General features: G+C 39.8%; 23 protein-coding genes. 1 reads left to right on the top strand and 22 read right to left on the bottom strand.

The window, feature by feature from the left end:
- Positions 1-109: 109 nt before the first annotated feature.
- The 19 genes from secA to HPC67_RS12740 form a co-directional block, all read right to left on the bottom strand.
- The gene (gene secA, locus HPC67_RS12830) at positions 110-2,623 is read right to left on the bottom strand and encodes a preprotein translocase subunit SecA (RefSeq protein ID WP_217588537.1); all 2,514 of its coding nucleotides are present in this window, start codon (positions 2,621-2,623) and stop codon (positions 110-112) included.
- Between the two features lie 181 nt (positions 2,624-2,804).
- A complete protein-coding gene (gene hpf / locus HPC67_RS12825; protein WP_217588535.1) occupies positions 2,805-3,356 on the bottom strand; it encodes a ribosome hibernation-promoting factor, HPF/YfiA family in 552 nt (183 codons plus the stop codon).
- 151 nt (positions 3,357-3,507) lie between these two features.
- Positions 3,508-3,861, bottom strand: a complete 354-nt coding sequence (fliT, locus tag HPC67_RS12820) for a flagellar protein FliT (RefSeq protein WP_217588532.1) — start codon at positions 3,859-3,861, stop codon at positions 3,508-3,510.
- Positions 3,861-4,262, bottom strand: coding sequence for a flagellar export chaperone FliS (fliS, locus tag HPC67_RS12815; protein ID WP_217588530.1), 402 nt, complete (start codon positions 4,260-4,262; stop codon positions 3,861-3,863). Before fliS ends, fliT begins: the two co-directional genes overlap by 1 nt.
- A gap of 129 nt (positions 4,263-4,391) precedes the next feature.
- Positions 4,392-5,861 (bottom strand): flagellar hook-associated protein 2, encoded by a 1,470-nt coding sequence (locus HPC67_RS12810; RefSeq protein ID WP_217588528.1) that lies wholly within the window; start codon positions 5,859-5,861, stop codon positions 4,392-4,394.
- An 18-nt stretch (positions 5,862-5,879) separates the two neighbouring features.
- Positions 5,880-6,230 (bottom strand): flagellar protein FlaG, encoded by a 351-nt coding sequence (gene flaG, locus HPC67_RS12805; protein ID WP_217588526.1) that lies wholly within the window; start codon positions 6,228-6,230, stop codon positions 5,880-5,882.
- A 71-nt stretch (positions 6,231-6,301) separates the two neighbouring features.
- Entirely contained in the window at positions 6,302-6,529 is a 228-nt protein-coding gene (gene csrA / locus HPC67_RS12800) for a carbon storage regulator CsrA (RefSeq protein WP_217588525.1), read from the bottom strand.
- Positions 6,530-6,532: 3 nt separating this feature from the next.
- Complete coding sequence (gene fliW / locus HPC67_RS12795) at positions 6,533-6,985, bottom strand: flagellar assembly protein FliW (RefSeq protein ID WP_246570087.1); 453 nt, start codon at positions 6,983-6,985, stop codon at positions 6,533-6,535.
- Between the two features lie 62 nt (positions 6,986-7,047).
- Positions 7,048-7,614, bottom strand: a complete 567-nt coding sequence (locus tag HPC67_RS12790; RefSeq protein ID WP_217588518.1) for a DUF6470 family protein — start codon at positions 7,612-7,614, stop codon at positions 7,048-7,050.
- 151 nt (positions 7,615-7,765) lie between these two features.
- On the bottom strand, positions 7,766-8,641 hold the full coding sequence (gene flgL, locus HPC67_RS12785; protein WP_217588517.1) for a flagellar hook-associated protein FlgL: 876 nt from the start codon (positions 8,639-8,641) through the stop codon (positions 7,766-7,768).
- 9 nt (positions 8,642-8,650) lie between these two features.
- On the bottom strand, positions 8,651-10,111 hold the full coding sequence (flgK, locus tag HPC67_RS12780; RefSeq protein WP_217588514.1) for a flagellar hook-associated protein FlgK: 1,461 nt from the start codon (positions 10,109-10,111) through the stop codon (positions 8,651-8,653).
- 38 nt (positions 10,112-10,149) lie between these two features.
- Positions 10,150-10,632 (bottom strand): flagellar protein FlgN, encoded by a 483-nt coding sequence (locus HPC67_RS12775; protein WP_217588512.1) that lies wholly within the window; start codon positions 10,630-10,632, stop codon positions 10,150-10,152.
- Positions 10,633-10,647: 15 nt separating this feature from the next.
- A complete protein-coding gene (flgM, locus tag HPC67_RS12770) occupies positions 10,648-10,914 on the bottom strand; it encodes a flagellar biosynthesis anti-sigma factor FlgM (RefSeq protein WP_217588510.1) in 267 nt (88 codons plus the stop codon).
- Between the two features lie 84 nt (positions 10,915-10,998).
- A complete protein-coding gene (locus tag HPC67_RS12765; RefSeq protein ID WP_217588507.1) occupies positions 10,999-11,421 on the bottom strand; it encodes a TIGR03826 family flagellar region protein in 423 nt (140 codons plus the stop codon).
- A gap of 140 nt (positions 11,422-11,561) precedes the next feature.
- Positions 11,562-12,248: a ComF family protein gene (locus HPC67_RS12760; protein ID WP_217588505.1), complete on the bottom strand. Its 687-nt coding sequence runs from the start codon at positions 12,246-12,248 to the stop codon at positions 11,562-11,564.
- Positions 12,249-13,379 carry an ATP-dependent helicase ComFA gene (locus HPC67_RS12755; RefSeq protein ID WP_246570085.1) on the bottom strand — a complete coding sequence of 377 codons (1,131 nt, stop codon included), beginning with the start codon at positions 13,377-13,379 and terminating at the stop codon, positions 12,249-12,251.
- Positions 13,380-13,765: 386 nt separating this feature from the next.
- Complete coding sequence (locus tag HPC67_RS12750) at positions 13,766-14,608, bottom strand: DegV family protein (protein ID WP_217588503.1); 843 nt, start codon at positions 14,606-14,608, stop codon at positions 13,766-13,768.
- Positions 14,609-15,080: 472 nt separating this feature from the next.
- The gene (locus HPC67_RS12745) at positions 15,081-15,767 is read right to left on the bottom strand and encodes a response regulator (protein WP_217588502.1); all 687 of its coding nucleotides are present in this window, start codon (positions 15,765-15,767) and stop codon (positions 15,081-15,083) included.
- 131 nt (positions 15,768-15,898) lie between these two features.
- A complete protein-coding gene (locus HPC67_RS12740) occupies positions 15,899-17,029 on the bottom strand; it encodes a sensor histidine kinase (protein WP_217588500.1) in 1,131 nt (376 codons plus the stop codon).
- Between the two features lie 108 nt (positions 17,030-17,137).
- On the opposite strand from HPC67_RS12740, the gene HPC67_RS12735 reads away from it, so the two are divergent.
- Positions 17,138-17,782 (top strand): YigZ family protein, encoded by a 645-nt coding sequence (locus tag HPC67_RS12735; protein ID WP_217588498.1) that lies wholly within the window; start codon positions 17,138-17,140, stop codon positions 17,780-17,782.
- Positions 17,783-17,879: 97 nt separating this feature from the next.
- On the opposite strand, the gene nagB is transcribed toward HPC67_RS12735, so the two are convergent.
- The 3 genes from nagB to HPC67_RS12720 all read right to left on the bottom strand — a co-directional run bounded on the left by nagB (position 17,880) and on the right by HPC67_RS12720 (position 20,017).
- The gene (gene nagB, locus HPC67_RS12730; protein ID WP_217588497.1) at positions 17,880-18,605 is read right to left on the bottom strand and encodes a glucosamine-6-phosphate deaminase; all 726 of its coding nucleotides are present in this window, start codon (positions 18,603-18,605) and stop codon (positions 17,880-17,882) included.
- A gap of 3 nt (positions 18,606-18,608) precedes the next feature.
- Positions 18,609-19,787, bottom strand: coding sequence for an N-acetylglucosamine-6-phosphate deacetylase (gene nagA, locus HPC67_RS12725; protein WP_217588494.1), 1,179 nt, complete (start codon positions 19,785-19,787; stop codon positions 18,609-18,611).
- A gap of 77 nt (positions 19,788-19,864) precedes the next feature.
- The gene (locus tag HPC67_RS12720; RefSeq protein ID WP_217588492.1) at positions 19,865-20,017 is read right to left on the bottom strand and encodes a hypothetical protein; all 153 of its coding nucleotides are present in this window, start codon (positions 20,015-20,017) and stop codon (positions 19,865-19,867) included.
- Positions 20,018-20,033 lie beyond the last annotated feature (16 nt).

Here is a 20,033-nt window from a genome sequence, read left to right as displayed (position 1 = left end):
TAGTTTGATTAAATTTCTTACTTGTTCTGTGAACATCTTAATAATAACTTGTGCTTTTCAGACAATGTGGCCAGAGCAGTCGCTGCTCCGGCCACAACATTATACATCATTACTGTCCGTGACATTGCTTATATTTCTTCCCACTGCCACACGGACATGGATCATTACGACCGACATTCTCTTTCTTGACATACGGTTTTCTTCGCTTTTCGCCCTCATTTTGTCCACCAGAAACGGCTTGGGTGTTTTTGGCGACATTCTCACGTTGGAGATTATCTCTAATTTGTGCTTTCATTACGTATTTGGCAACTTCATCTTCAATGCTCGCAATCATTTCCTCGAACATTGCGAAGCCTTCCATTTGATATTCACGTAACGGATCATTTTGTCCATACGCTCTTAGGTGGATGCCTTGACGAAGTTGATCCATCTGATCAATATGATCCATCCATTTCGTATCAACCGTTCGAAGCAAAATAACTTTTTCAAATTCGTTCATTTGCTCTGGCGTTAATTCCTCCACCTTTTCATCATAGCGGACACGGACTTTGTCCATAACGAAATCGATCATTTCTTCTGGATCCTTGCCTTTTAAGTCCTTGACATCGATGTCACCAGGTTCAAGTAGCGTCCCGTGGATGTATTCAATAATTGATTCTATTTGCCAGTTCGCATCGTCATCGTCCTGTGTATGTGTATGGATGACGCGTTGAAGTGATGAAAGGATCATATTTTCAATGATCTCGCGTAAATCACCGTCAGCGTCAATGACATCAAATCGCTGTTTATAAATGATTTCACGTTGTTCACGTAAGACATCATCATATGACAAGACCGTTTTACGGGCGTCAAAGTTGTTACCTTCAACACGCTTTTGCGCTGATTCAACGGCCCGTGAGACCATTTTACTTTCGAGCGGCTGGGAATCATCCATACCTAAACGGTCCATCATGGAACGCAAATTATCAGATCCGAAGCGACGCATTAACTCATCTTCCATAGATAAATAAAATTGTGTCACACCTGGATCACCTTGACGTCCTGAACGCCCGCGGAGCTGATTGTCAATTCTGCGTGATTCATGACGCTCTGTCCCAATAACCGCTAAACCGCCAAGATCCTTCACACCTTCACCGAGTTTAATATCGGTTCCGCGTCCAGCCATGTTCGTTGCAATCGTAACAGACTTTGGCTGACCGGCATTTTCAATAATTTCAGCTTCTCTATAGTGGTTTTTCGCATTCAATACATCATGCTTAACGCCCGCTTTTTTAAGGAGCTTAGAGATTACTTCGGACGTCTCAACAGCAACTGTACCGACAAGAACAGGCTGTCCCTTTTCATAGCGGGCTTTAATGTCTTCAATGACCGCGTTAAACTTACCTTCAATTGTTTTATAAATCATATCAGCTTTATCGTCACGAACAATTGGTTTGTTCGTTGGGATTGCGATAACATCCATATTATAAATGTTACGGAATTCTTCTTCCTCTGTTTTAGCTGTACCTGTCATACCCGCCAGTTTATTGTACATCCGGAAAAAGTTTTGGAATGTAATCGATGCAAGGGTCATACTCTCATTTTGAATATGAAGGCCTTCCTTTGCTTCAATTGCTTGATGGAGTCCATCACTATAGCGACGCCCTTTCATTAAACGACCAGTAAACTGATCGACGATGATGACTTCGCCTTCTTGAACAACGTAATCCATATCACGGTGCATAGAAGCATGAGCTTTGAGTGCTTGGTTAATATGATGTGTAAGTGTAACGTTATTTAAATCAAACAAATTTTCAATTGCAAAATACTGCTCTGCTTTGTTAATGCCTTCTTCTGTTAATTGAACACCCTTTGTCTTTTCATCATACGTATAATCCGTTTCATGCTTCAATGTACGGACAAAAGAATCCGCTCGTTGATACATAGATGCTGACTTCTGAGCAGATCCCGATATAATTAACGGTGTACGTGCTTCGTCAATTAAGATTGAGTCAACTTCATCAATGATCGCAAAATTCAATGGACGTTGGACCATTTGTTCTTTATACAACACCATGTTGTCACGCAAATAGTCAAAGCCATATTCATTGTTTGTACCGTATGTGATATCACAATAATAAGCGTCACGTTTCTCTTCCTTCGACAGACCATTACCATTTAAACCGACTGTCAAGCCAAGAAAGTTAAACAGCTCGCCCATTTCCTTCGCATCACGTTCAGCAAGATAGTCGTTAACAGTAATAATATGGACACCTTTCCCTGCCAATGCATTTAAATAAGCTGGCATCGTGGAAGCAAGTGTTTTACCTTCCCCTGTTTTCATCTCGGCTATATTGCCTTCATGGAGTGCGATTGCTCCCATAATTTGAACAGAAAAAGGACGCATGTTTAGGACGCGCTTTGAAGCTTCTCTAACAACAGCATAGGCTTCAACGAGTAGGTCATCAAGTGTTTCACCGTTATTGTACCGTGTTTTAAATTCCTCTGTTTTATTGACCAATTCGGCATCTGACAGGCGTTCGTACTCCGGTTCAAGTGCCTCAATATTATCAGCTTGCTTTTGGAGGCGATTAAGCTGCTTTTGATTGCCATCGCCAAATATTTTTTTCAACAAACCTGCCATGTTCAACGCACCTCGATTAAATGAAAAATCTTTAGTTCATATCTTTAATAATAACATTATACTAATGTCAATGACAACTGGGTGAGTGACAAGCACATCTATTTGACTGATTTGCTTGTCTTGACAAAAAGGTGATCCCCATATTTTAGGGATCACCTTTAAACGTTTCTATGTGAATGTTTTAATTGTTCGGTTCAATCAAGCCATATCTACCATCTTTACGACGATATACGACATTCGTTTGTTGAGTATCGGCATTCGTAAACACGAAGAAGGCATGACCGAGCATATCCATCTGTAGAACGGCTTCCTCTGAATCCATAGGCTTCAAAGTAAAGCGTTTTGTTCGAACAATATCAATTTCATCTGAATCTGTTTCATTCTTCTTTGCTTCATTTTGCATTTCTGCAAAAATATGTTTTGGTGCACCTTCTTTTTTGAACTTACGATTGACCTTTGTTTTATATTTGCGGATTTGTCTTTCCAATTTGTCTACAACGAGATCAATCGCAGCATACATATCCACATGTTCCTCTTCTGCTCTTAACAGCAGATTTGTCATGGGGATTGTAATTTCAATCCGTTGTTCGTCATTATAGACACTTAAATTAACGTGTACCTCGGATGTAGGTGGTGTATCAAAATATCTTTCTAGTTTACCAACTTTCTTTTCAATGTAGCTTTTTATAGCTCCAGTCACCTCGATATTTTCACCACGGATGTTATAAAGCATATAAGTGTCCTCCTTTCATCCTTATACTTATATTATACTACGTTTCCCTCATAATTACCTCTAAAAAGCCTTTAACATTTTAAATTAACAGATTTAAATAGAAAAATAAACGTTCATAATGACGTATAATCCCTATTATCAAGCATTTTTACTACTTTTTACTATCCATAAACATGCCGTCCATTGTGTTCACATGTTGATATGGATTTGTATAGGATTGATTTGAACGTTTAAGCTGCTTCATTTGCTTCATTTCTGTTTTCAGTTCAGCGAAGAGCTGATCCATTTCATATTTAATCACATTATTCAACATAACGACTTGTTCACCGATCTGTTTTTCTTCTTCAGTGAATGGCGGTTTAATCATTTCCATAATGTGCCCACGCGCTTCAATCAGACGATTTATATCAACTATGATTTTACTTCTATCTTTGGAGGTAACAGGCTGTTCAAATAAATCAGCAAGTTCTTCCGTTACATTTAATAACGCTTTTATGTCTCCCATTATACTCGGGCACCTTGTTCATATTGATTTTGTCGCGTCTTTAAGAGAACCTGCTTCCATGTATCCCGAAACTCTGTTGTAAAAGACAATGCTTCCTGCAACTTACTTTCATCATTTTTGATGTTACCTTCGCGTAAGCAATATAAAATATAATCATAAATTGGTAGCATCTCATTGGAAATCGCAACATTTTTATCAAGTGTCAGCATTAATTCTTGAATAATGTCTTGAGCTTTTTGGATAGACGTATTTTTAGCTTCAAAATTGCCTTCATTTAAATCAAGCATTGCCTTCTTAATAAATTTAATGCATCCATTATAAAGCATTAACGTTAATTCGCCACCCGATGCTGTCGTCACTGCGTTTGTTTTATAGGCTTCGTATTTCTTTTGATAAGCCATGATTATTGCACTCCTTAATTTAAAATCATCAATTAGTTGGGCTCTTGATTGCGCTCCTTTAAACTGTTACGCTTTTGTAACCTGTTGAAGTGGAACTACAGCGCGTTAATGCTAGGCAACATATACGATTTACATGCCGCCACCAAATTGTGACATCAACTGTTGTGATTGCATGTTCATACGTTGGATCGCTTTCTCCATTGCCGTAAACTCGTTCCAATAGCGGGTTTCTACACGTGTGAGCTTTGCTTCAAAATCTGACATACGCCCATCTAAGTCTTTGAGCCTCTTCCCAAGACTATAATTGTCGAGGGTATCTGTACCTTTACCTGCGCGCTCTTCTATTCGGCCCATTGTTGATTTAACAGCATCTTCTACGCGATTTATGAGGCCACGCTCTGCACCTTCAGCACTATTCGAGAAAAGCTTTTGCACGTCATCTGGATTGTCTCTAAGAGCTGCCTTAAGCTTCTCCTCATCAACTTCAAGCTTTCCACCGTTCAAATAATTTTTACCTGTTGTGATGCCAATCTCTGTTACAGATGTATATTCTCCTCCGGTCTCGACTTGAGAATACCAGCTTCTTCTTAAACCAAACATACCATCAGTAATAATAGATTCGCCTCGTAGCATACCACTTTTCGCTTTTTCTTCCCACAGCTCAATTTCTTTTTCAGACATATCTTCTTTCTGTTTTGAAGTCAGTGGTCGGAACTCATTATGCTTTTCTTCTTGTTGTGAATCATTTAACGTTTCAATTGCTTTATTATACGTGTCCACAAACTTCATTATTTTATCAAACGTTGCATCGACGTCGTTCTTCACGGTTAAACTGGCCGTACCTTCACCTTTGAATTCAAAATTAATACCATTCAGTTCGTAGGCATTGTCTTTAGACGTCAAGTCTAAACCATTATAAGAGAATTGTGCATCTGTACCCTGTTTGTGGACTGCGCTTGGATCTGACATATTCATAACGGTATCAAAAAAATCTGTAGTACCTGTGTTATCTGGTCCACTCGTAATAGTTAGCTGACCATATTCACCGGTTTTTGTTGACTCCATAATGATTTTACCTTGCTTGTCATCATAAAAAGCTCGGACATCATTATTTCCATCCGTAATACGTTTGAGGACATCGTTCATTGTGTCGCCATCTTTAACTTCAAATTCCCAGCTCTCAGACGGTGGATCACCAACTTGACCATTACCCTCTATTGTATATGTACCTGCCCATTTGGAATCTAGAGCTTGATCAGGATCAGCTACTGCTCCACTTAGGGAAACTGCCGCTGTGGCAAGTGATGTTACGTTAATATTATAGGCGCCTTCAGACGCTTTTGAGGCTGCTGTAGCAGTCACAGCTGATTCGTTGGAAGAACTAACTGCTTTTGATTGATACGTCTTACTCAGCTTCATATCAAGCATGAGCTGATCAAGATCAAGCAAAGCTTTGTTCATATCACGAAATCCGTCACGTTTCCACGTGAGCGTCGTTTTATCCTGTTCCATCCTATCAAGCGGCATCCGCTCTGCAGTCATTAGTTTATTTACCAGTTGATCAATGTCCATTCCGGTAGCTAGACCACCAATTCGCATCTCAATTCCTCCTAAAGTCTATATCCTTTCGTCAACCATTAACCCCATAAATTCAGCCATTGCTGCATACATATCAAGCATTTTCTTCGGTGGTATCTCTTTTATAACTTCATCTGTTAAAGGATCTACAACTGTAACGTAATATTCATTTAAATCCTCATGAAGCTGAAACCTCAAATCCGTTTGCAGAGGTTTTGTGAATTCATTCATTTTCGTTACAGCATTCTGAATCTTGTCGGTGGAGATAACGTCTCCCTCATAGAGATCTGCCTTTGATTCATTAGGCTTTTGCCCTTTACTTGGCAATAAGGCTTGATGTGTATTGGGCGTCACTTCTTTAGAAAGGCCTTGCGTTTGTGCAACTTTCATTCCGTACAACTCCTCACCGATTGGTTTATTTTTATATCGGTTAAGTAACGTCTTTTTTAAAGGGTTATAAGTTATTTAACATCTTTTCCAGGCAATGTGCTCAATACATGAGCAGGTAGATTAGCAGCTTCATTATTTTCCATTTGGATTTGCATATATACTTCGCTCCTATGGATATCAATTGCCTTAGGTGCGTCTATTCCCAATTTAACTTGATCACCGATGATTTCCAGCACCTTAATTTCAATGTTATCGCCAATCCGGATGGATTCTTTTAATTTTCTAGATAGAATGAGCATCTTTTAATCCCCTTTCACCCCAGGTTGAACAGGCGGTGTTAAAGGTGCTTTAACTGGATACGTCTCATCTTGCAATATGTATTGCTTTCCTGTACGAGCCTTTGTATTGAGGATAATTGGTCCTTTCAAATTGATCGTACTTTGCTCTAACGCATCCTTTAACGTTACGATCACGACAACAGCCACATCTGCTTCATGTTCTATCTCAAGCTGCTCAGCGATTGACGCATCTAATTCAAATTCATAATCTTGGTAAAGTAAATGGGGATTCGTTACGATAAATGCTAAATGAGGTGTGTTAAAGGACTGCATAATCTGAAACGCGCTATCCCCAGGTAGGTCTAACATAACAAATTCCGTTTCTTCACCGAAACCAGGTAAACCTGATTTAAACCTAAAGATGTCAGATGTTTTCACATCCACTTCACCTAAATATTTCGTTTTTATAATTCCCATCTTCATGCAACACTCCTTTGAACGAACGAAACAATTTTTCTTTCTATACATAATCCCTATGGTTAGTTGACTTTTGGAATGTGAAAGTCAATCTCTAAATTAGGATACTGTTCCATTTCTATATTTACACGACCAGGCTCGTAATCATGGATTGGTTTTTGCATTGTTGCATTTATAATCGGCTCATTGGCCTGTGCATTAATTTCCACTTGTGCTGGTTCATAATTTATTTCAACGGATTGAGCTGAAGGGATGAATGTAATGCCGAGCTTTTTATGTGGACGTGTACTATTTTCTCCAGCTTGTTGAATAATTGGATTTCCTTTATGTTCTATTTCCATGAGCGCTCGACCTTGTGTTGCCCGGCGCGCCGCTCCTTCTATAGCCGCCTGAAGCCCCTCACGGGCATGTTGTGTATTCCGCTCTGTAATATTCATTAAATTCATATCAGCCCACGCCTTTGTTTGATCGATTGTGAGCTTACCCTTATCTGTTCGTATGGTCAAATTCGCTTTCGGTTGTTCAATAGACAGATCAGCACGAGGCTGTTCTATGCGTTGGACACCCTTCGTTTGGTGAATCGCGATTCGTCCCATTTGCGACTGCATACGAATCTGTGGCATTTCCATTCTATCACCTCCTATCCCCAATAAAAACGCTTATAAATTAATTATAGACATAGTTGTTAAATATCATTTAGACTGCCAAATCTAAAGGTGTAAATATAAAGAAAAACTCTGGTCTCATACAAAGTCGGACACCAGAGTTCTTGTACTCATTTTACCGGAGAAAGTCGAGCAAGGTCGGTTGAATAATGCGTGATCCAGCAGCCAACGCTGCACGATGTAGACTTTCTTGCGTAATTAAATCAGTAATTGCCTTTTCATAATCGATATCTTCGTTGTCACTCATCGTTTTCTTGGCGATGACTTCTTGTTCACCAAGACGATTTTCAATTAATTCTAATCTGTTCATCCGAGCACCGAGATCTGCTCTCGTATTAATCGTATTTTCAATATTAACATCAAGTGCACCGATTGATTGATTAATAGCATCTTGATCATTTGCGCCTAATGCATCAACAAAATCATCAACTCTCCCGAAAAAGTCGTCTGAAAAAACATCTGAAGGGTTTATATTTGCCTGTATGTTGATGCCTTTAGATACTTCAATGTTAACAGCGTCTGTATTAAATTCAGCTGTGGTGGTTCCATCGTCATTGAATGGTTTGTCTGTCGTTTTAACACCATTGAAAATATATTTATCATTCACTTTGGTGTTAGCAATGTCAACAAGGTGTTCTTTGATTTGCTCAACTTCTTCCATGACATTTTTTCGTTCTGACTCATCTAATGTGTCGTTGCTTGCTTGAACAGCTAGTTCCCTCAACTTATGGAGCGCTTTTGTCGTTTTGTCCAGTGCCGAATCAGTGTTGTCCATCCAATTATGAACTTCACCGACATTTCTTTTATATTGCTCAACCTCTGTTACTTGACGCCGAAAGTTAATGCCTTTCATGGCGATAACTGGATCGTCAGACGGACGGTTGATTTTCTTCCCAGTAGATACTTGTTCAAGATATGTACTGAGATTAGCATAACTGTTTGATAGATTTCGTAGCATATTATTAGAAATCATGCCTTGTGTCACACGCATTAAGCTCGCCTACCTTCCTACAAGTCCCATATTATTAATAATACGATCAATCATCTCATCAACTGCTGTCATACTTCTTGCAGCTGCGTTATAAGCATGCTGAAATTTAATCATATTGGACATTTCTTCATCAAGGGACACAGCGCTAACAGACATACGCTGTTCTTCGACTTGGTGTTTTAAAATATCTGTATTATCCTTCATCGTATTAGCCTCTTGTGCCTCAACACCGAGCCGACCAATCATACCTTCAAAAAATTTATTAATGGACGTATCACCTAGGCCGCCATCAGCTGTAGGAAATACTTCCGAGAAGATGTTTGATAACTCTAATGCAATATCACCATATCCAGTATCAGATACCATAATGTTTTCTGGGTCATCCATAATCACATCGGACACATCGATATTACCTGCAGCTGGATCTGTGCCAAACCCTGTAAAGAATGGTGGCGTGTCGTGAATGTTGTTAAACACCGTCGCCATAGATTTAACCATCTTATTTAAGTCCTCATGCATTTTAGGATAAGACCCTTCTACTGATCCACCCTTCATATAACCATATGATTCTATTAGTCCTCTAAGCTGGCCATTTGAAGTAAAGCTCGGCAGCACATCTGTCCCGTCCACAGTTAATTGATCAACTGCGTCTTGATCCCCATTAAAACTAACCTTCATTTCATGAACAGTATCATCAAGCAACACCACTTTTGGATCTCCCGGCTGACCAACCATCGAGATTTCTACGATGCCATCTGCAATATCCGAAGCACCTGGATAACTCTCTTTTCGTTCAACGGAGATATCGACAATACCTGATAACTCGTCTATCAAACGGTCGCGCTTATCATATAAATCATTTGGCAAATACCCGTGTGGCTCTATTTGTTTAATCTGTTCGTTAATTGCGTGAATGCTTTTAACGAGTGTGTTAACTGTATCAACGTTGTGCTTGATTTCCTGCTCCAAATCATCGCGAATTGCCTCTATTGAATTTGATGTGTAATTAAATGTATCTGTCAAAGCCTTAGCTCGTTCTGCGACAACAGACTGTGCACCAGAATTCTCTGGGTTCGCTGCTAAGTCTTGTAATGATTGCCAAAATTGTTCCATTGTTTGAGATATACCACTATCTGTCGGTTCGTTCATGAGCCGTTCAAGCCGATCGAGTGCATTTGATTTTGCTCCCCAATATGTAGATTGACTGTTCTCAGAACGATACTGCATATCTAAAAACTGGTTTCGAACGCGTTCAATACTTCCAGCCCTTACACCTGTGCCCATTTGACCAGGTATTTCAGGCCGGTTACGGGACGCTGAAGGATAGGGAGACATCGTTTCAAAATTAACCCTCTGTCGTGAATAGCCCTTTGTATTTGCGTTCGCTAAGTTATGCCCGGTTGTGTAAAGCGCTGACTGCTGCGTAAACAATGATTGTTTGGCCATTTCCAGACCGTGAAACGTGCTCATTGACTTTCCTCCCATATAAATCTTAATATTGCGCTCTGTTAAGCTTTTGAATCAAAGACAGAACGGTCATTGACTGATGCATCCGCTTTATGCCCATAGTTCATCGTAGATATAGACGGTTGAATCATATCAAGCGACAACTGAACATATTGCATAGATTGCTGAAGCAAGGCCATATTAAGCTGCTCTTGTTGCTTTAATGCCGACATCTTTTCAATTAATTCAACAGATGACTGTTCTACGAGCATTTTTTCATGACCTGATAGCGTATCGAGTAAGTACGTCAAGGTTGCCTCTTCATTAACAGCATGACTGGCAAACCATTCATTTACAATCGTTTGCCGACGTTGCTCTGCTTGCTCAAGCTTTCGTGCAAGCTTGCGTTCTTTAACCAGTACCCTTTGCAAGTCATCCGTATTTCCAAGCTTCAATGCTTCTGTTTTTTGATTTGAATTATCTAGCATTTCATGATGAATTTCAGTTAAATCCTCAATAGATGTAACGATTGCCGTTACGGACATATGACGCGTCCTCCTTTAAGACCGTGTTGACCAGAATGCAAGCATCTTTTCAACTGTTTTGGCGGCATTCATTTGATAGTCGCCTGATTCAACTGCCTGCTTAATCTCTTCCACATAAGCTGCACGCTTCGAATCTACTTGTTCGTGTTCTTGCAATTGCTTAGCCTTGTTAGAAATTTCGATATGATCCTTTTGCTCTGAACCTTTTTCTGGCTCAGTTTGCTTGTGTATCTGCCTGTGATATGGGTTAAACTGAGATTGATTCGGCCCATATATCTTCATAACACTCACCTCACATTAAAAAATATCCAAACCGTGCATATACCATTTCTATTTATATCGGCCATAGCCGTAAAAAGTTCAACGTTATTTATGCCGATCTAACGTGTAGTATGCGTGAACACGTTCTTTTTCTTTTTTTGCTTTGTCCTTTTCAAACTGTTCAATCCGCTCATGATAAGCAAGTTGATCTTTGAGCTCATTGGAGCACTCTTCACAAAGACGTCCAGTCGCAATATCTGCCCCACATGTTTCACACGGATAAGCGAGTTTAGGAAATTCTGTCGTACGCAACCGTTTTTCTTTAACAAATTTAATGATAAGCTCTTCTTCAACACCTGTAGCATCTACAATTTCTGGTAGTGTTGCTTCACGATTTTTACGTTGACGTAAAAATTGATACACAACTTCAAATGCACGTTCTTCCTCTTTATAACAATCAGGACAAATATCTCTTATCGTTTTGACGAACACTGCATCACAGCGTGCGCAATTTGCCAATTCAGCCATATGGTCCGCCTCCTATATATGTATGAATTTAATCAATAATGTTCATAGCAAGTTATTACGCTTACAACCTTTCAATCAACCCATCAAAATAAATTATAACATACCCGTATCATTGCTAGAATAGCTATATCCAGCTTGTGTCAACCTCTAGCAAGCGTAAATCCATAAACTTTCGGACATCCGTTCTTCCTTAATTGCACAGCAACGTGGCGTAAAGTCGCACCCGTTGTATAAATATCATCGACCAAAATGACCGGTTTGTTAATACGTTTCTTAATTTTAAAGTGATTCTTTGATAAAATACGTTCCTGACGCGTTTTTTTTGATTGTTTTTCTCCTTGTACCCGTTCAACAAAAGAGCTTGGTTGCTCACATAAGAAATGGGCGAGCATCTCAGCTTGATTAAATCCTCTTTCTGCCAACCGTTCATCACTTAATGGAATCGGTACAACGAGCACCTCCTCCTTTAAATTAGAAAATACGCGTTGAAATGTTTCATAAAATACATCGGCAAACATATGTCCTAAAACGTAGTCTCCACGATATTTCCATTTTGTAATAATATCTTTCATATGGTCATTATATAAATAAATTGCGTAATTAAAAGCCAGCACGTCTTCATTGTTAAAATACTGTGCCCACCATGCACAATCATGACATGTTGACTCTTCCGTTTCACGTGAGCATATACGACAGCGCGGTCCTTGTAGCTTATAAAGTCGATACGTGCACGCTTGGCAAAGTCGTGTTGGCTTTTCCGGGGAAAATAATGATGGCCACGTAATATGAGGGACAATATCACAGTCACACCATAGACAAATTGCCATTTAAAATCCACCTCGCTCATTCATCATTTTTATTTGCTTGATCGCTTGCATCATTGCCTCCGTTTTTCCATCATGAAAAAACACCACCTCACCTGTCGGATCATCTGCACTTCGACCAGCTCGTCCCGAAATCTGTACGAGTGCCGCTTCATCAAAGATGTCGTGTCCAGCGTTCAAGACGATGACATCAACTGACGGAAACGTTACCCCTCTTTCTAAAATTGTCGTTGTCAACAATACGCTTAATTCCTTTTGTCTAAACTGCTTGACCTTTTCTAAGCGTTCAGGATCATGAGCATGTACATATGAGACACTGTCCACATCCTCTATTACGCGTTCCGTTATAAGGGTTTTTGCAAGAGGTGTTAGTAACTGTTTTGCTAATGCGATCTCTGGAATAAAAATAAGAAGCTGTCTCTGAGGATTTTGTCGTTTTTTTAACCATGTTATACATGAATCAGGTAAGTAGTACGCTCTAAGTGCTTTGGCTAAAGTTCGAGTCATGCGCATTTGAGGAACAGGCAAAGGGTGACCGTGGTAACGATTCGGGATAAAAACGTGCGGGAGTTTCTGTCGTTTAATGCGATTCCGTTGTTGTTTTCGAGGTGTAGCTGTTAAATAGATCGTTGTCCCGAGCGTTTTCTTCGCTCTATACGTAGCAAACGGCAAAGAAGGATCAGCATGAAAGGGAAAAGCATCAACTTCGTCTATAATCATAACATCAAACGCTTTTTGAAAACGAAGCAGTTGATGCGTCGTAGCAATGATAAGTTGTGCCGTCCCATCTCGCTCAGCACTTCCACCAAATAAGGCTTGTATTGAGACACCCTTAAATGCCCGTTGCATCCGCGGCTTTAATTCGCGTACAACATCCGCTCTCGGCGTCGCAATACATATGCGCTTTCCTTGTTTTAAAGCCTCTGTGATGCCTTGAAAAAGCATTTCTGTTTTCCCAGCGCCACATACCGCCCAAACTAAAAGCTCAGAACGACCTTGCGTAATCGCATCTGCTACACAAGAGGCACCTTGTTGTTGTGCTGAAGTTAGTTGTCCTTCCCACGTACACGGTTGCAAATGACAGGGCCATATCGGATCAGGACCAGCCCATGCGTATAAGGGCTCACATGTCATAACACGCCCCATCTCAATGCATTTACGACAATATAGATGAGAAGTATGACAGCGCGCACATGGAATCGTACCTAAAAGAGATGCTTTATCATTACCACATCGGTTGCATTGATGCCACAGAAATTTTCGATGGAAGGATGGCAAAGGTTTAAAAATGCCTTGATTAAGCAAGACTTCGAATTGAATGTTGTCAAGCATGATTTCATTTCGCAGGAGGCATTTACCAGCATAGATTTGGGCAAGGTCTGTAGTGGGAGGAATGACCTGAGAGGGCGTCATATCGTTAGAAGACATATGCTCACTCATTTCAATAATGATTTGGTTTTAAGTGGGATTAAGTGAAGGTGGAGCAAGTTTTTCAAAGACTTGCCCCTTTAACAAGAAGGTTACTTCTCATACCAGCATATACCGATGGCCCCTTCACCTAAATGCGTTCCAATGACTGGACCAAAATAGCTTGTCATCGTTTCAACATTTGAATACTGTGTCGTAATCGTTTGTTGCAGATCAATGACGGTTTGCGCGTTGTTTGCATGGATGAAGACAATTTTATATGACTTGCCTGTTGCAAGGTCTTCTTCTAGCATTCCTAAAATACGCTTAATCGCCTTTTTACGGGTACGGATCTTTTCAAAAGGAACAATGATTTTATCAACAAAATGAAGAACCGGTTTTACTTGGAGCAAGCTGCCAACGAAGGCTTGGGCACCATTCAAGCGGCCACCGCGTTGTAAATGACTTAAATCATCTACCATAAAATAAGCTCTCATAACGGCTTTCATATCGTCTAACCTAGCGATGATCTCTTCCGGAGACGCACCTTTTGCTGCAAGCTGTGCCGCTTCAATACAATAAAACCCCTGTGCCATACAGCTGATTTCTGAATCGTAAGGATAAACTTTGATCCCGTCAACCACTTCACCAGCGCTAGATGCGGCTTGATAAGTTCCACTAATACCACTAGATAAATGAATGGATATAACGGCATCATGAGTTTCCGATAACTCTCGATACTTGCCTTCAATTTCACCAATGGAAGGCTGTGATGTCTTTGGTAAGCTATCGGCATGTTTTACTTTTTCATAAAACGCTTCTGTTGTAATATCAATGCCTTCTCGGTATGACGCGTTGCCGAAGACGACACTAAGAGGGACTGTATGGATATGATACTTGTCTTTAACATCATCTGGCAGGTAAGCCGTACTATCTGTTACAATCGCTACTTTCATATAACGCACCTCTTTATACTCTTAATGACCACATCTCTTAAATTCCTTGTATGAATCAATCAGGGACAACATGTGATATCATCCTCTGACGATACATTAAACTGTATCAGGATTTCACAGGGTTATAAATCCACTTCCGTTGTTGCAGTGGATTTACGACCCTGTAAATAAAATAAATACGAAACCATTATAACGTAATTAACACATAAAAACTCAGTGCTTCCATGTGCAAAGGCTATTTTTCTCAGTTGTTTAGGCGTAGTTGTTCATTCTAGATGTGATCCTATTCATTCCTTTAACGTAAAATGAAAACGATACATCGACATAACAAACGATGTATTAGGACTAAAGTGTGTGGGTCAAAAGGAGTGGTAAAACTGCATAAATTGACCGAGGCCTTAATTGATTTTATCATACCTTTAGTTAATCAAATATTCATTTATGGTTTTATCACAATCTGTGCTTCTACTTTTTATATAACTTCTACCCAGCCTCTTTTGATAGCCTCTACAACAGCTTGGGTTCGATCTGTCGCATTCATTTTTTGTAAAATGTTGCTCACATGATTTTTGACTGTTTTCTCACTAATATACAAGGCTTTTGCCGTAGCTCGGTTGCTCTTCCCTTCAGCCAATAGCTGTAAAACCTCACATTCACGTTTTGTCAAAATATGTATTGGCTTTTCATATTCTATACCTGTTTTCGCTAAAGAGGCGCCACTTTCGCGTACAAGACGGCGATACTCTTTAACAAGGTTGTATGTTACCCTTGGGTGTAAATAAGATCCACCATCACTCACAACTTTAATCGCTTCAATAAGCGCATCAGCATCCATTTCTTTTAAGAGATAGCCTTGCGCTCCTGTTTGCAATGCATGCGAAACATAGCTTTCATCATCATGAATGGACAAAATAATCACACGTGTTTCCGGGAAACTTCTAACCAATGTACCTGTCGCTTCAACACCGTTAATTGTTTGCATATTAATATCCATTAACACAACGTCTGGCTTGTGCTTTTTGACCAACGCAGGTGCACAAGATCCGTCTTCCCCTTCAGCTACAACTTCTAGGTCTGGTTCGAATTCTAGAATCCGTTTAACACCTTCTCTAAAAAGCTTGTGATCATCTATCAGAACAATTTTTATTTTTTTGTTCATTTTGTTGCTCCTCCCAATTGTTTTAAACCAATTTCTCCTTTTTGACATTAAGTATACTGATAATCGAGCCAGAAGTATACTAACAGCCTGTCTCCTCCAACAAAACATCGTGCACCTAAATAGGATACCGATTACAACGGCACTTTAATTAGGATGGTAGAGCCTTTTCCCTCTTCAGAATCAATCGTTAACGTCCCATCAAGCATATCAACACGTTCCCGCATACCAATTAAGCCAAATGAATTATCTTTTTTTACATCTGGGTTAAACCCTTTACCATTATCCTTAACAACCATAAGCATCACCTGATGATTAAGCTCTAGCTTTATCTGAATAAGGGAAGCACCTGAATGCTTTATGGCATTTTGCAACGCTTCTTGAGCGAGACGAAAAAAAGCAACTTCATATTTTTGAGGCATCCGCTCCTGTTTGCCGATTGTTGTCAATTCAATATTCACATCATTGTATTCAGCAATCGTATCAACATATTTCTTAATTGTTGGTATAAGACCGAGGTCATCTAGTGCCATTGGTCTCAAATCATATATGACACGGCGTACTTCATATAATGATGAATGCACCATTTTGCGCATGCTTTTTATTTCTTTCAATGCTTCATCTACATTTCCACTTCGAAACGTACGATCAACAATTTCTGACCTAAGCAGAACATTCGCTAACATTTGGGCTGGTCCATCATGTATTTCTCGAGAAATTTTACGGCGTTCATCCTCTTGTGCTTCGATAATTTTCAAACCGAATTCTTGTTTCTCTTTTGCCTCCTCGAGCATGGCATTCATTTGTTGAAAGTCATTGTTCAAGTATTTAAGAATCACTGATATTTTTCTTGTTAACGTTTCTGCACGTTCTATTGTACCATAAAGACTCTGAAGACGACGTTCTAGTTCATCACGTCTATGCCTTAAAGAACTCTCAGCTTGACGCAGCATCGCAAGATTTGTTTGCATTTCATGGGTTTTCTCGTAAACTTCTCGGATCTCCTCTTCAGAGTACTTGTCAAAATGCTTGCTTACCTTAGACAAGTTCTGCCGTGATAGTCGTACTTCCTTCTCAAGCTTATCACCCTTGTCTATATGAATTTTCACTTGTTCCTTTGTATCTTCTAGTTCGTTCACTAAGCGCTCGTACTCTGTTCGTGCACTATCACCAATAGTAAAAATTTCATCCTTACTTGACTCAACCATTTCAACCATTTCTTCTATAATTTTATCTAAAATACCTTCTTTTGTTAGCTCAACCATTTCCCCCACCAACCTATGTTATAATTATACAAGACACGCTATTAACTTTCAGCTATGTAAAATAAAGTCCTTTTATCTATAATGTGCGTTTTGGAGGTTAAATGCAAGATGTTAACACGTTATTTCACAGTAAATAAACAAGGTTCTACCGAAAAGACGATTCAAAAATCACGTTTCATTGGATATGTCCGTCGTGTTGAAACAGAAGAAGAAGCACAACAATTCATTAACGAGATCAAAAAGAAACATCATGATGCAACTCACAATTGCTCCGGCTATCTCATTGGTGAAAACGATCAAATTCAGAAGGCGAATGATGATGGAGAACCGAGCGGCACAGCGGGGGTTCCAATTCTTGAAGTACTGAAAAAGATGCATCTTAAAGATACGGCCGTCGTTGTAACCCGATATTTTGGCGGCGTCAAGCTTGGAGCTGGAGGGTTAATCCGAGCTTATGGAAGTACGACTTCCCAAGCTATTCATGAAACTGGAATCGTTAACCGTCAACTTATGCAAAGCGTTTCGATTACCGTTGAATACTCACTTCTTGGAAAGCTTGAAAATGTGCTCCGTAATTCAGAGTACATGATTCATTCCATCAACTATCTTGAACACGTTGAATTTATCGTATACGTAAAAGCTGGCGAGGAACAGCCATTTATCGATTGGATCATTGACCTAACAAACAATCAGGCAGAAATAACGATGCAATCAACAACATATGTTGATTTCCCTCATTCATCCAGATCATAATGACGTACCGACCTCCGTCAAAATTTTATACGTTTCTAGTCAAAAAAGAAAGGGACAAAAGCATTGCGACTTTTGTCCCTTTTTTCATTTTATAAATTTATAAGCGTGTTAACGCTGCTTCATCTGCGATCACAGTCGTATGTGCATGTTTTTGCAAAATGGATGCAGGAAACGCCTCGGTCACTTCACCATTCATCAAGCTTGCTAGAGCGTCGGCTTTTTTCTCACCAGATACGAGCAACAATATGTGCTTTGCTTCCATAATTGATTGGATTCCCATCGTTATTGCCTGGGTAGGAACATCGTCCATGGATGCAAAAAAACGTGCGTTTGCTTGGCGCGTCGATTCATCTAACGCCACAATATGAGTTCTGCTATCAAAAGATGTTCCAGGTTCATTAAATCCAATATGTCCATTAATGCCGAGTCCTAACAATTGTAGGTCAATAGAACCAGTAGACTTGATCAGCTTTTCATAATCGCTGCACTCTTGTTCAACATCATTTGCTGCACCATTTGGTAAGTGTGTGTTATCACTCATAACATTAATATGCTTGAATAGCTTTTCAAACATATAATAATGGTAACTATTTGGATCGTCCTGTGTTAAACCAACATATTCATCCAGATTAAACGTTGTCGTCTTATCAAACGAAATGTCACCTGCTTGATATGTATCAATTAATCGTTTATATAGCCCTTCCGGCGTTGAACCTGTCGCAAGCCCTAATACAGGTGCTGTCTGCTCCTTCATTAATGCTGTAACAAATTCACATGCTTTTGCACTCATTTCTTCATAATCTTTTACGCGAATTAGTTCCATAACTTAATCCTCCTTATATGCGATGACCCCGCCACAAATTGTATAATGAATGTTTAAATGATCGTCAACAAGTAGTATATCTGCATCTGTTCCAATATCTATACGGCCTTTTTTGTCATACATATGAATTTGTTTAGCAGGATTAGCAGAAGCCATTTCTACAATTTGCTCAAGCTCCACACCAGACAATTTCAGCATGTTTTTAGCGCCATCTTTTAGCTTTAAGATGCTTCCCGCCAGAGAACCACTATCAAGCATCGCACGATCAGACGAGACGACAACAGGTTGTCCACCAAGTTCATACCGCCCCGCCTCTAGGCATTTAGCGCGCATGGCGTCAGTAATCAGTAGGAGGCGCTCACTCCCGATATTATTGTAAATGAGTTGCATCATATCTGGGACGACATGAACCTCATCAGCAATCAACTCGGCTCGCAATTCTTCTAACAGAAATGCCGCTCCAACGACGCCAACCTCTCTATGATGAATAGCTGTCATTGCATTACAAATATGTGTCACCTGACGAACACCATGAGCAACAGCTTGCTTCATACCCGCAAAATCCGTACTCGTATGTCCTGCTGACACATTTATACCCATGCTCGCGAGGTGACGTATAAATGAACCGTCTTCATCATGCTCAGGTGCCATCGTAATCGTCTTAATTTGATGGCCAGATAAATGGTGCCATCGATCAAATTGTTCAATATTAGGCTTGGTGATATACTGTTCCGGCTGTGCACCTTTCTTACTCTTTTCAATAAAAGGCCCTTCAAGATGGACACCAATCACTTCGGCTTGTCCTGGTTTGTTATCGTAATGTGCTACGTTTTCTAACGCGCGCTCAATATTTTCTGGGGCCTGTGTAATCGTTGTTGCAAGAAAGCTTGTTGTTCCTTCAGCTGGTAAGGCTTGTGCGATCGTATCAAGTGCCTGCTCAGTTGCATCCATTACATCTGCACCAGCGGCCCCATGGATATGCCCATCAATAAATCCGGGAATAGCTTTCAAACCATTGCCATCAATGACAACACAAGATTCAGGCAATGTCGAAGCCCCATCTGTTTCTTCCGATATCGCTTCTATCTTGTTACCATTTATAAGCAGCGACCCATACTGCCATCTCTCGTTGTCAATGTATATGTCTACATGTTTAATAAGTAATGGTTTATGACTGCCCAATGTATACACCCTCTATAAGTTGTTAGTCATTTTTAGTTTTATGTCGATATCATTGAATATGTCAAAGTTAGTATCCGTCATTCTGGATAGGGTTGATGCTTGAGTCTCTCTGTAATGATTAATTCATCAATGAGCATTTGAACAAGTTCCTCGGAAGACCGAATTCGATCTGTTTCAGTTTTATCAATTAGGTTTTTAAGCAAACGCTTATAATGTTCCTGTTCAGACATGCTATTACCGCCCTTT

The organism is Lentibacillus saliphilus (assembly GCF_019093865.1).
Taxonomy (GTDB): domain Bacteria; phylum Bacillota; class Bacilli; order Bacillales; family Amphibacillaceae; genus Lentibacillus_B; species Lentibacillus_B saliphilus.
Note: the sequence above shows the minus strand (reverse complement) of the source record. Positions and strands in the feature narration are given on the sequence as shown.

Excerpts from the sequence above, each read along its gene's own strand:
- secA (WP_217588537.1), bottom strand. The coding sequence starts at position 2,623 with ATGGCAGGTTTGTTGAAAAAAATATTTGGCGATGGCAATCAAAAGCAG.
- hpf (WP_217588535.1), bottom strand. The coding sequence starts at position 3,356 with ATGCTTTATAACATCCGTGGTGAAAATATCGAGGTGACTGGAGCTATA.
- fliT (WP_217588532.1), bottom strand. The coding sequence starts at position 3,861 with ATGGGAGACATAAAAGCGTTATTAAATGTAACGGAAGAACTTGCTGAT.
- fliS (WP_217588530.1), bottom strand. The coding sequence starts at position 4,262 with ATGGCTTATCAAAAGAAATACGAAGCCTATAAAACAAACGCAGTGACG.
- HPC67_RS12810 (WP_217588528.1), bottom strand. The coding sequence starts at position 5,861 with ATGCGAATTGGTGGTCTAGCTACCGGAATGGACATTGATCAACTGGTA.
- flaG (WP_217588526.1), bottom strand. The coding sequence starts at position 6,230 with ATGAAAGTTGCACAAACGCAAGGCCTTTCTAAAGAAGTGACGCCCAAT.
- csrA (WP_217588525.1), bottom strand. The coding sequence starts at position 6,529 with ATGCTCATTCTATCTAGAAAATTAAAAGAATCCATCCGGATTGGCGAT.
- fliW (WP_246570087.1), bottom strand. The coding sequence starts at position 6,985 with ATGGGAATTATAAAAACGAAATATTTAGGTGAAGTGGATGTGAAAACA.
- HPC67_RS12790 (WP_217588518.1), bottom strand. The coding sequence starts at position 7,614 with ATGGAAATGCCACAGATTCGTATGCAGTCGCAAATGGGACGAATCGCG.
- flgL (WP_217588517.1), bottom strand. The coding sequence starts at position 8,641 with ATGCGTGTGACACAAGGCATGATTTCTAATAATATGCTACGAAATCTA.
- flgK (WP_217588514.1), bottom strand. The coding sequence starts at position 10,111 with ATGAGCACGTTTCACGGTCTGGAAATGGCCAAACAATCATTGTTTACG.
- HPC67_RS12775 (WP_217588512.1), bottom strand. The coding sequence starts at position 10,632 with ATGTCCGTAACGGCAATCGTTACATCTATTGAGGATTTAACTGAAATT.
- flgM (WP_217588510.1), bottom strand. The coding sequence starts at position 10,914 with ATGAAGATATATGGGCCGAATCAATCTCAGTTTAACCCATATCACAGG.
- HPC67_RS12765 (WP_217588507.1), bottom strand. The coding sequence starts at position 11,421 with ATGGCTGAATTGGCAAATTGCGCACGCTGTGATGCAGTGTTCGTCAAA.
- HPC67_RS12760 (WP_217588505.1), bottom strand. The coding sequence starts at position 12,248 with ATGGCAATTTGTCTATGGTGTGACTGTGATATTGTCCCTCATATTACG.
- HPC67_RS12755 (WP_246570085.1), bottom strand. The coding sequence starts at position 13,379 with ATGACATGTGAGCCCTTATACGCATGGGCTGGTCCTGATCCGATATGG.
- HPC67_RS12750 (WP_217588503.1), bottom strand. The coding sequence starts at position 14,608 with ATGAAAGTAGCGATTGTAACAGATAGTACGGCTTACCTGCCAGATGAT.
- HPC67_RS12745 (WP_217588502.1), bottom strand. The coding sequence starts at position 15,767 with ATGAACAAAAAAATAAAAATTGTTCTGATAGATGATCACAAGCTTTTT.
- HPC67_RS12740 (WP_217588500.1), bottom strand. The coding sequence starts at position 17,029 with ATGGTTGAGCTAACAAAAGAAGGTATTTTAGATAAAATTATAGAAGAA.
- HPC67_RS12735 (WP_217588498.1), top strand. The coding sequence starts at position 17,138 with ATGTTAACACGTTATTTCACAGTAAATAAACAAGGTTCTACCGAAAAG.
- nagB (WP_217588497.1), bottom strand. The coding sequence starts at position 18,605 with ATGGAACTAATTCGCGTAAAAGATTATGAAGAAATGAGTGCAAAAGCA.
- HPC67_RS12720 (WP_217588492.1), bottom strand. The coding sequence starts at position 20,017 with ATGTCTGAACAGGAACATTATAAGCGTTTGCTTAAAAACCTAATTGAT.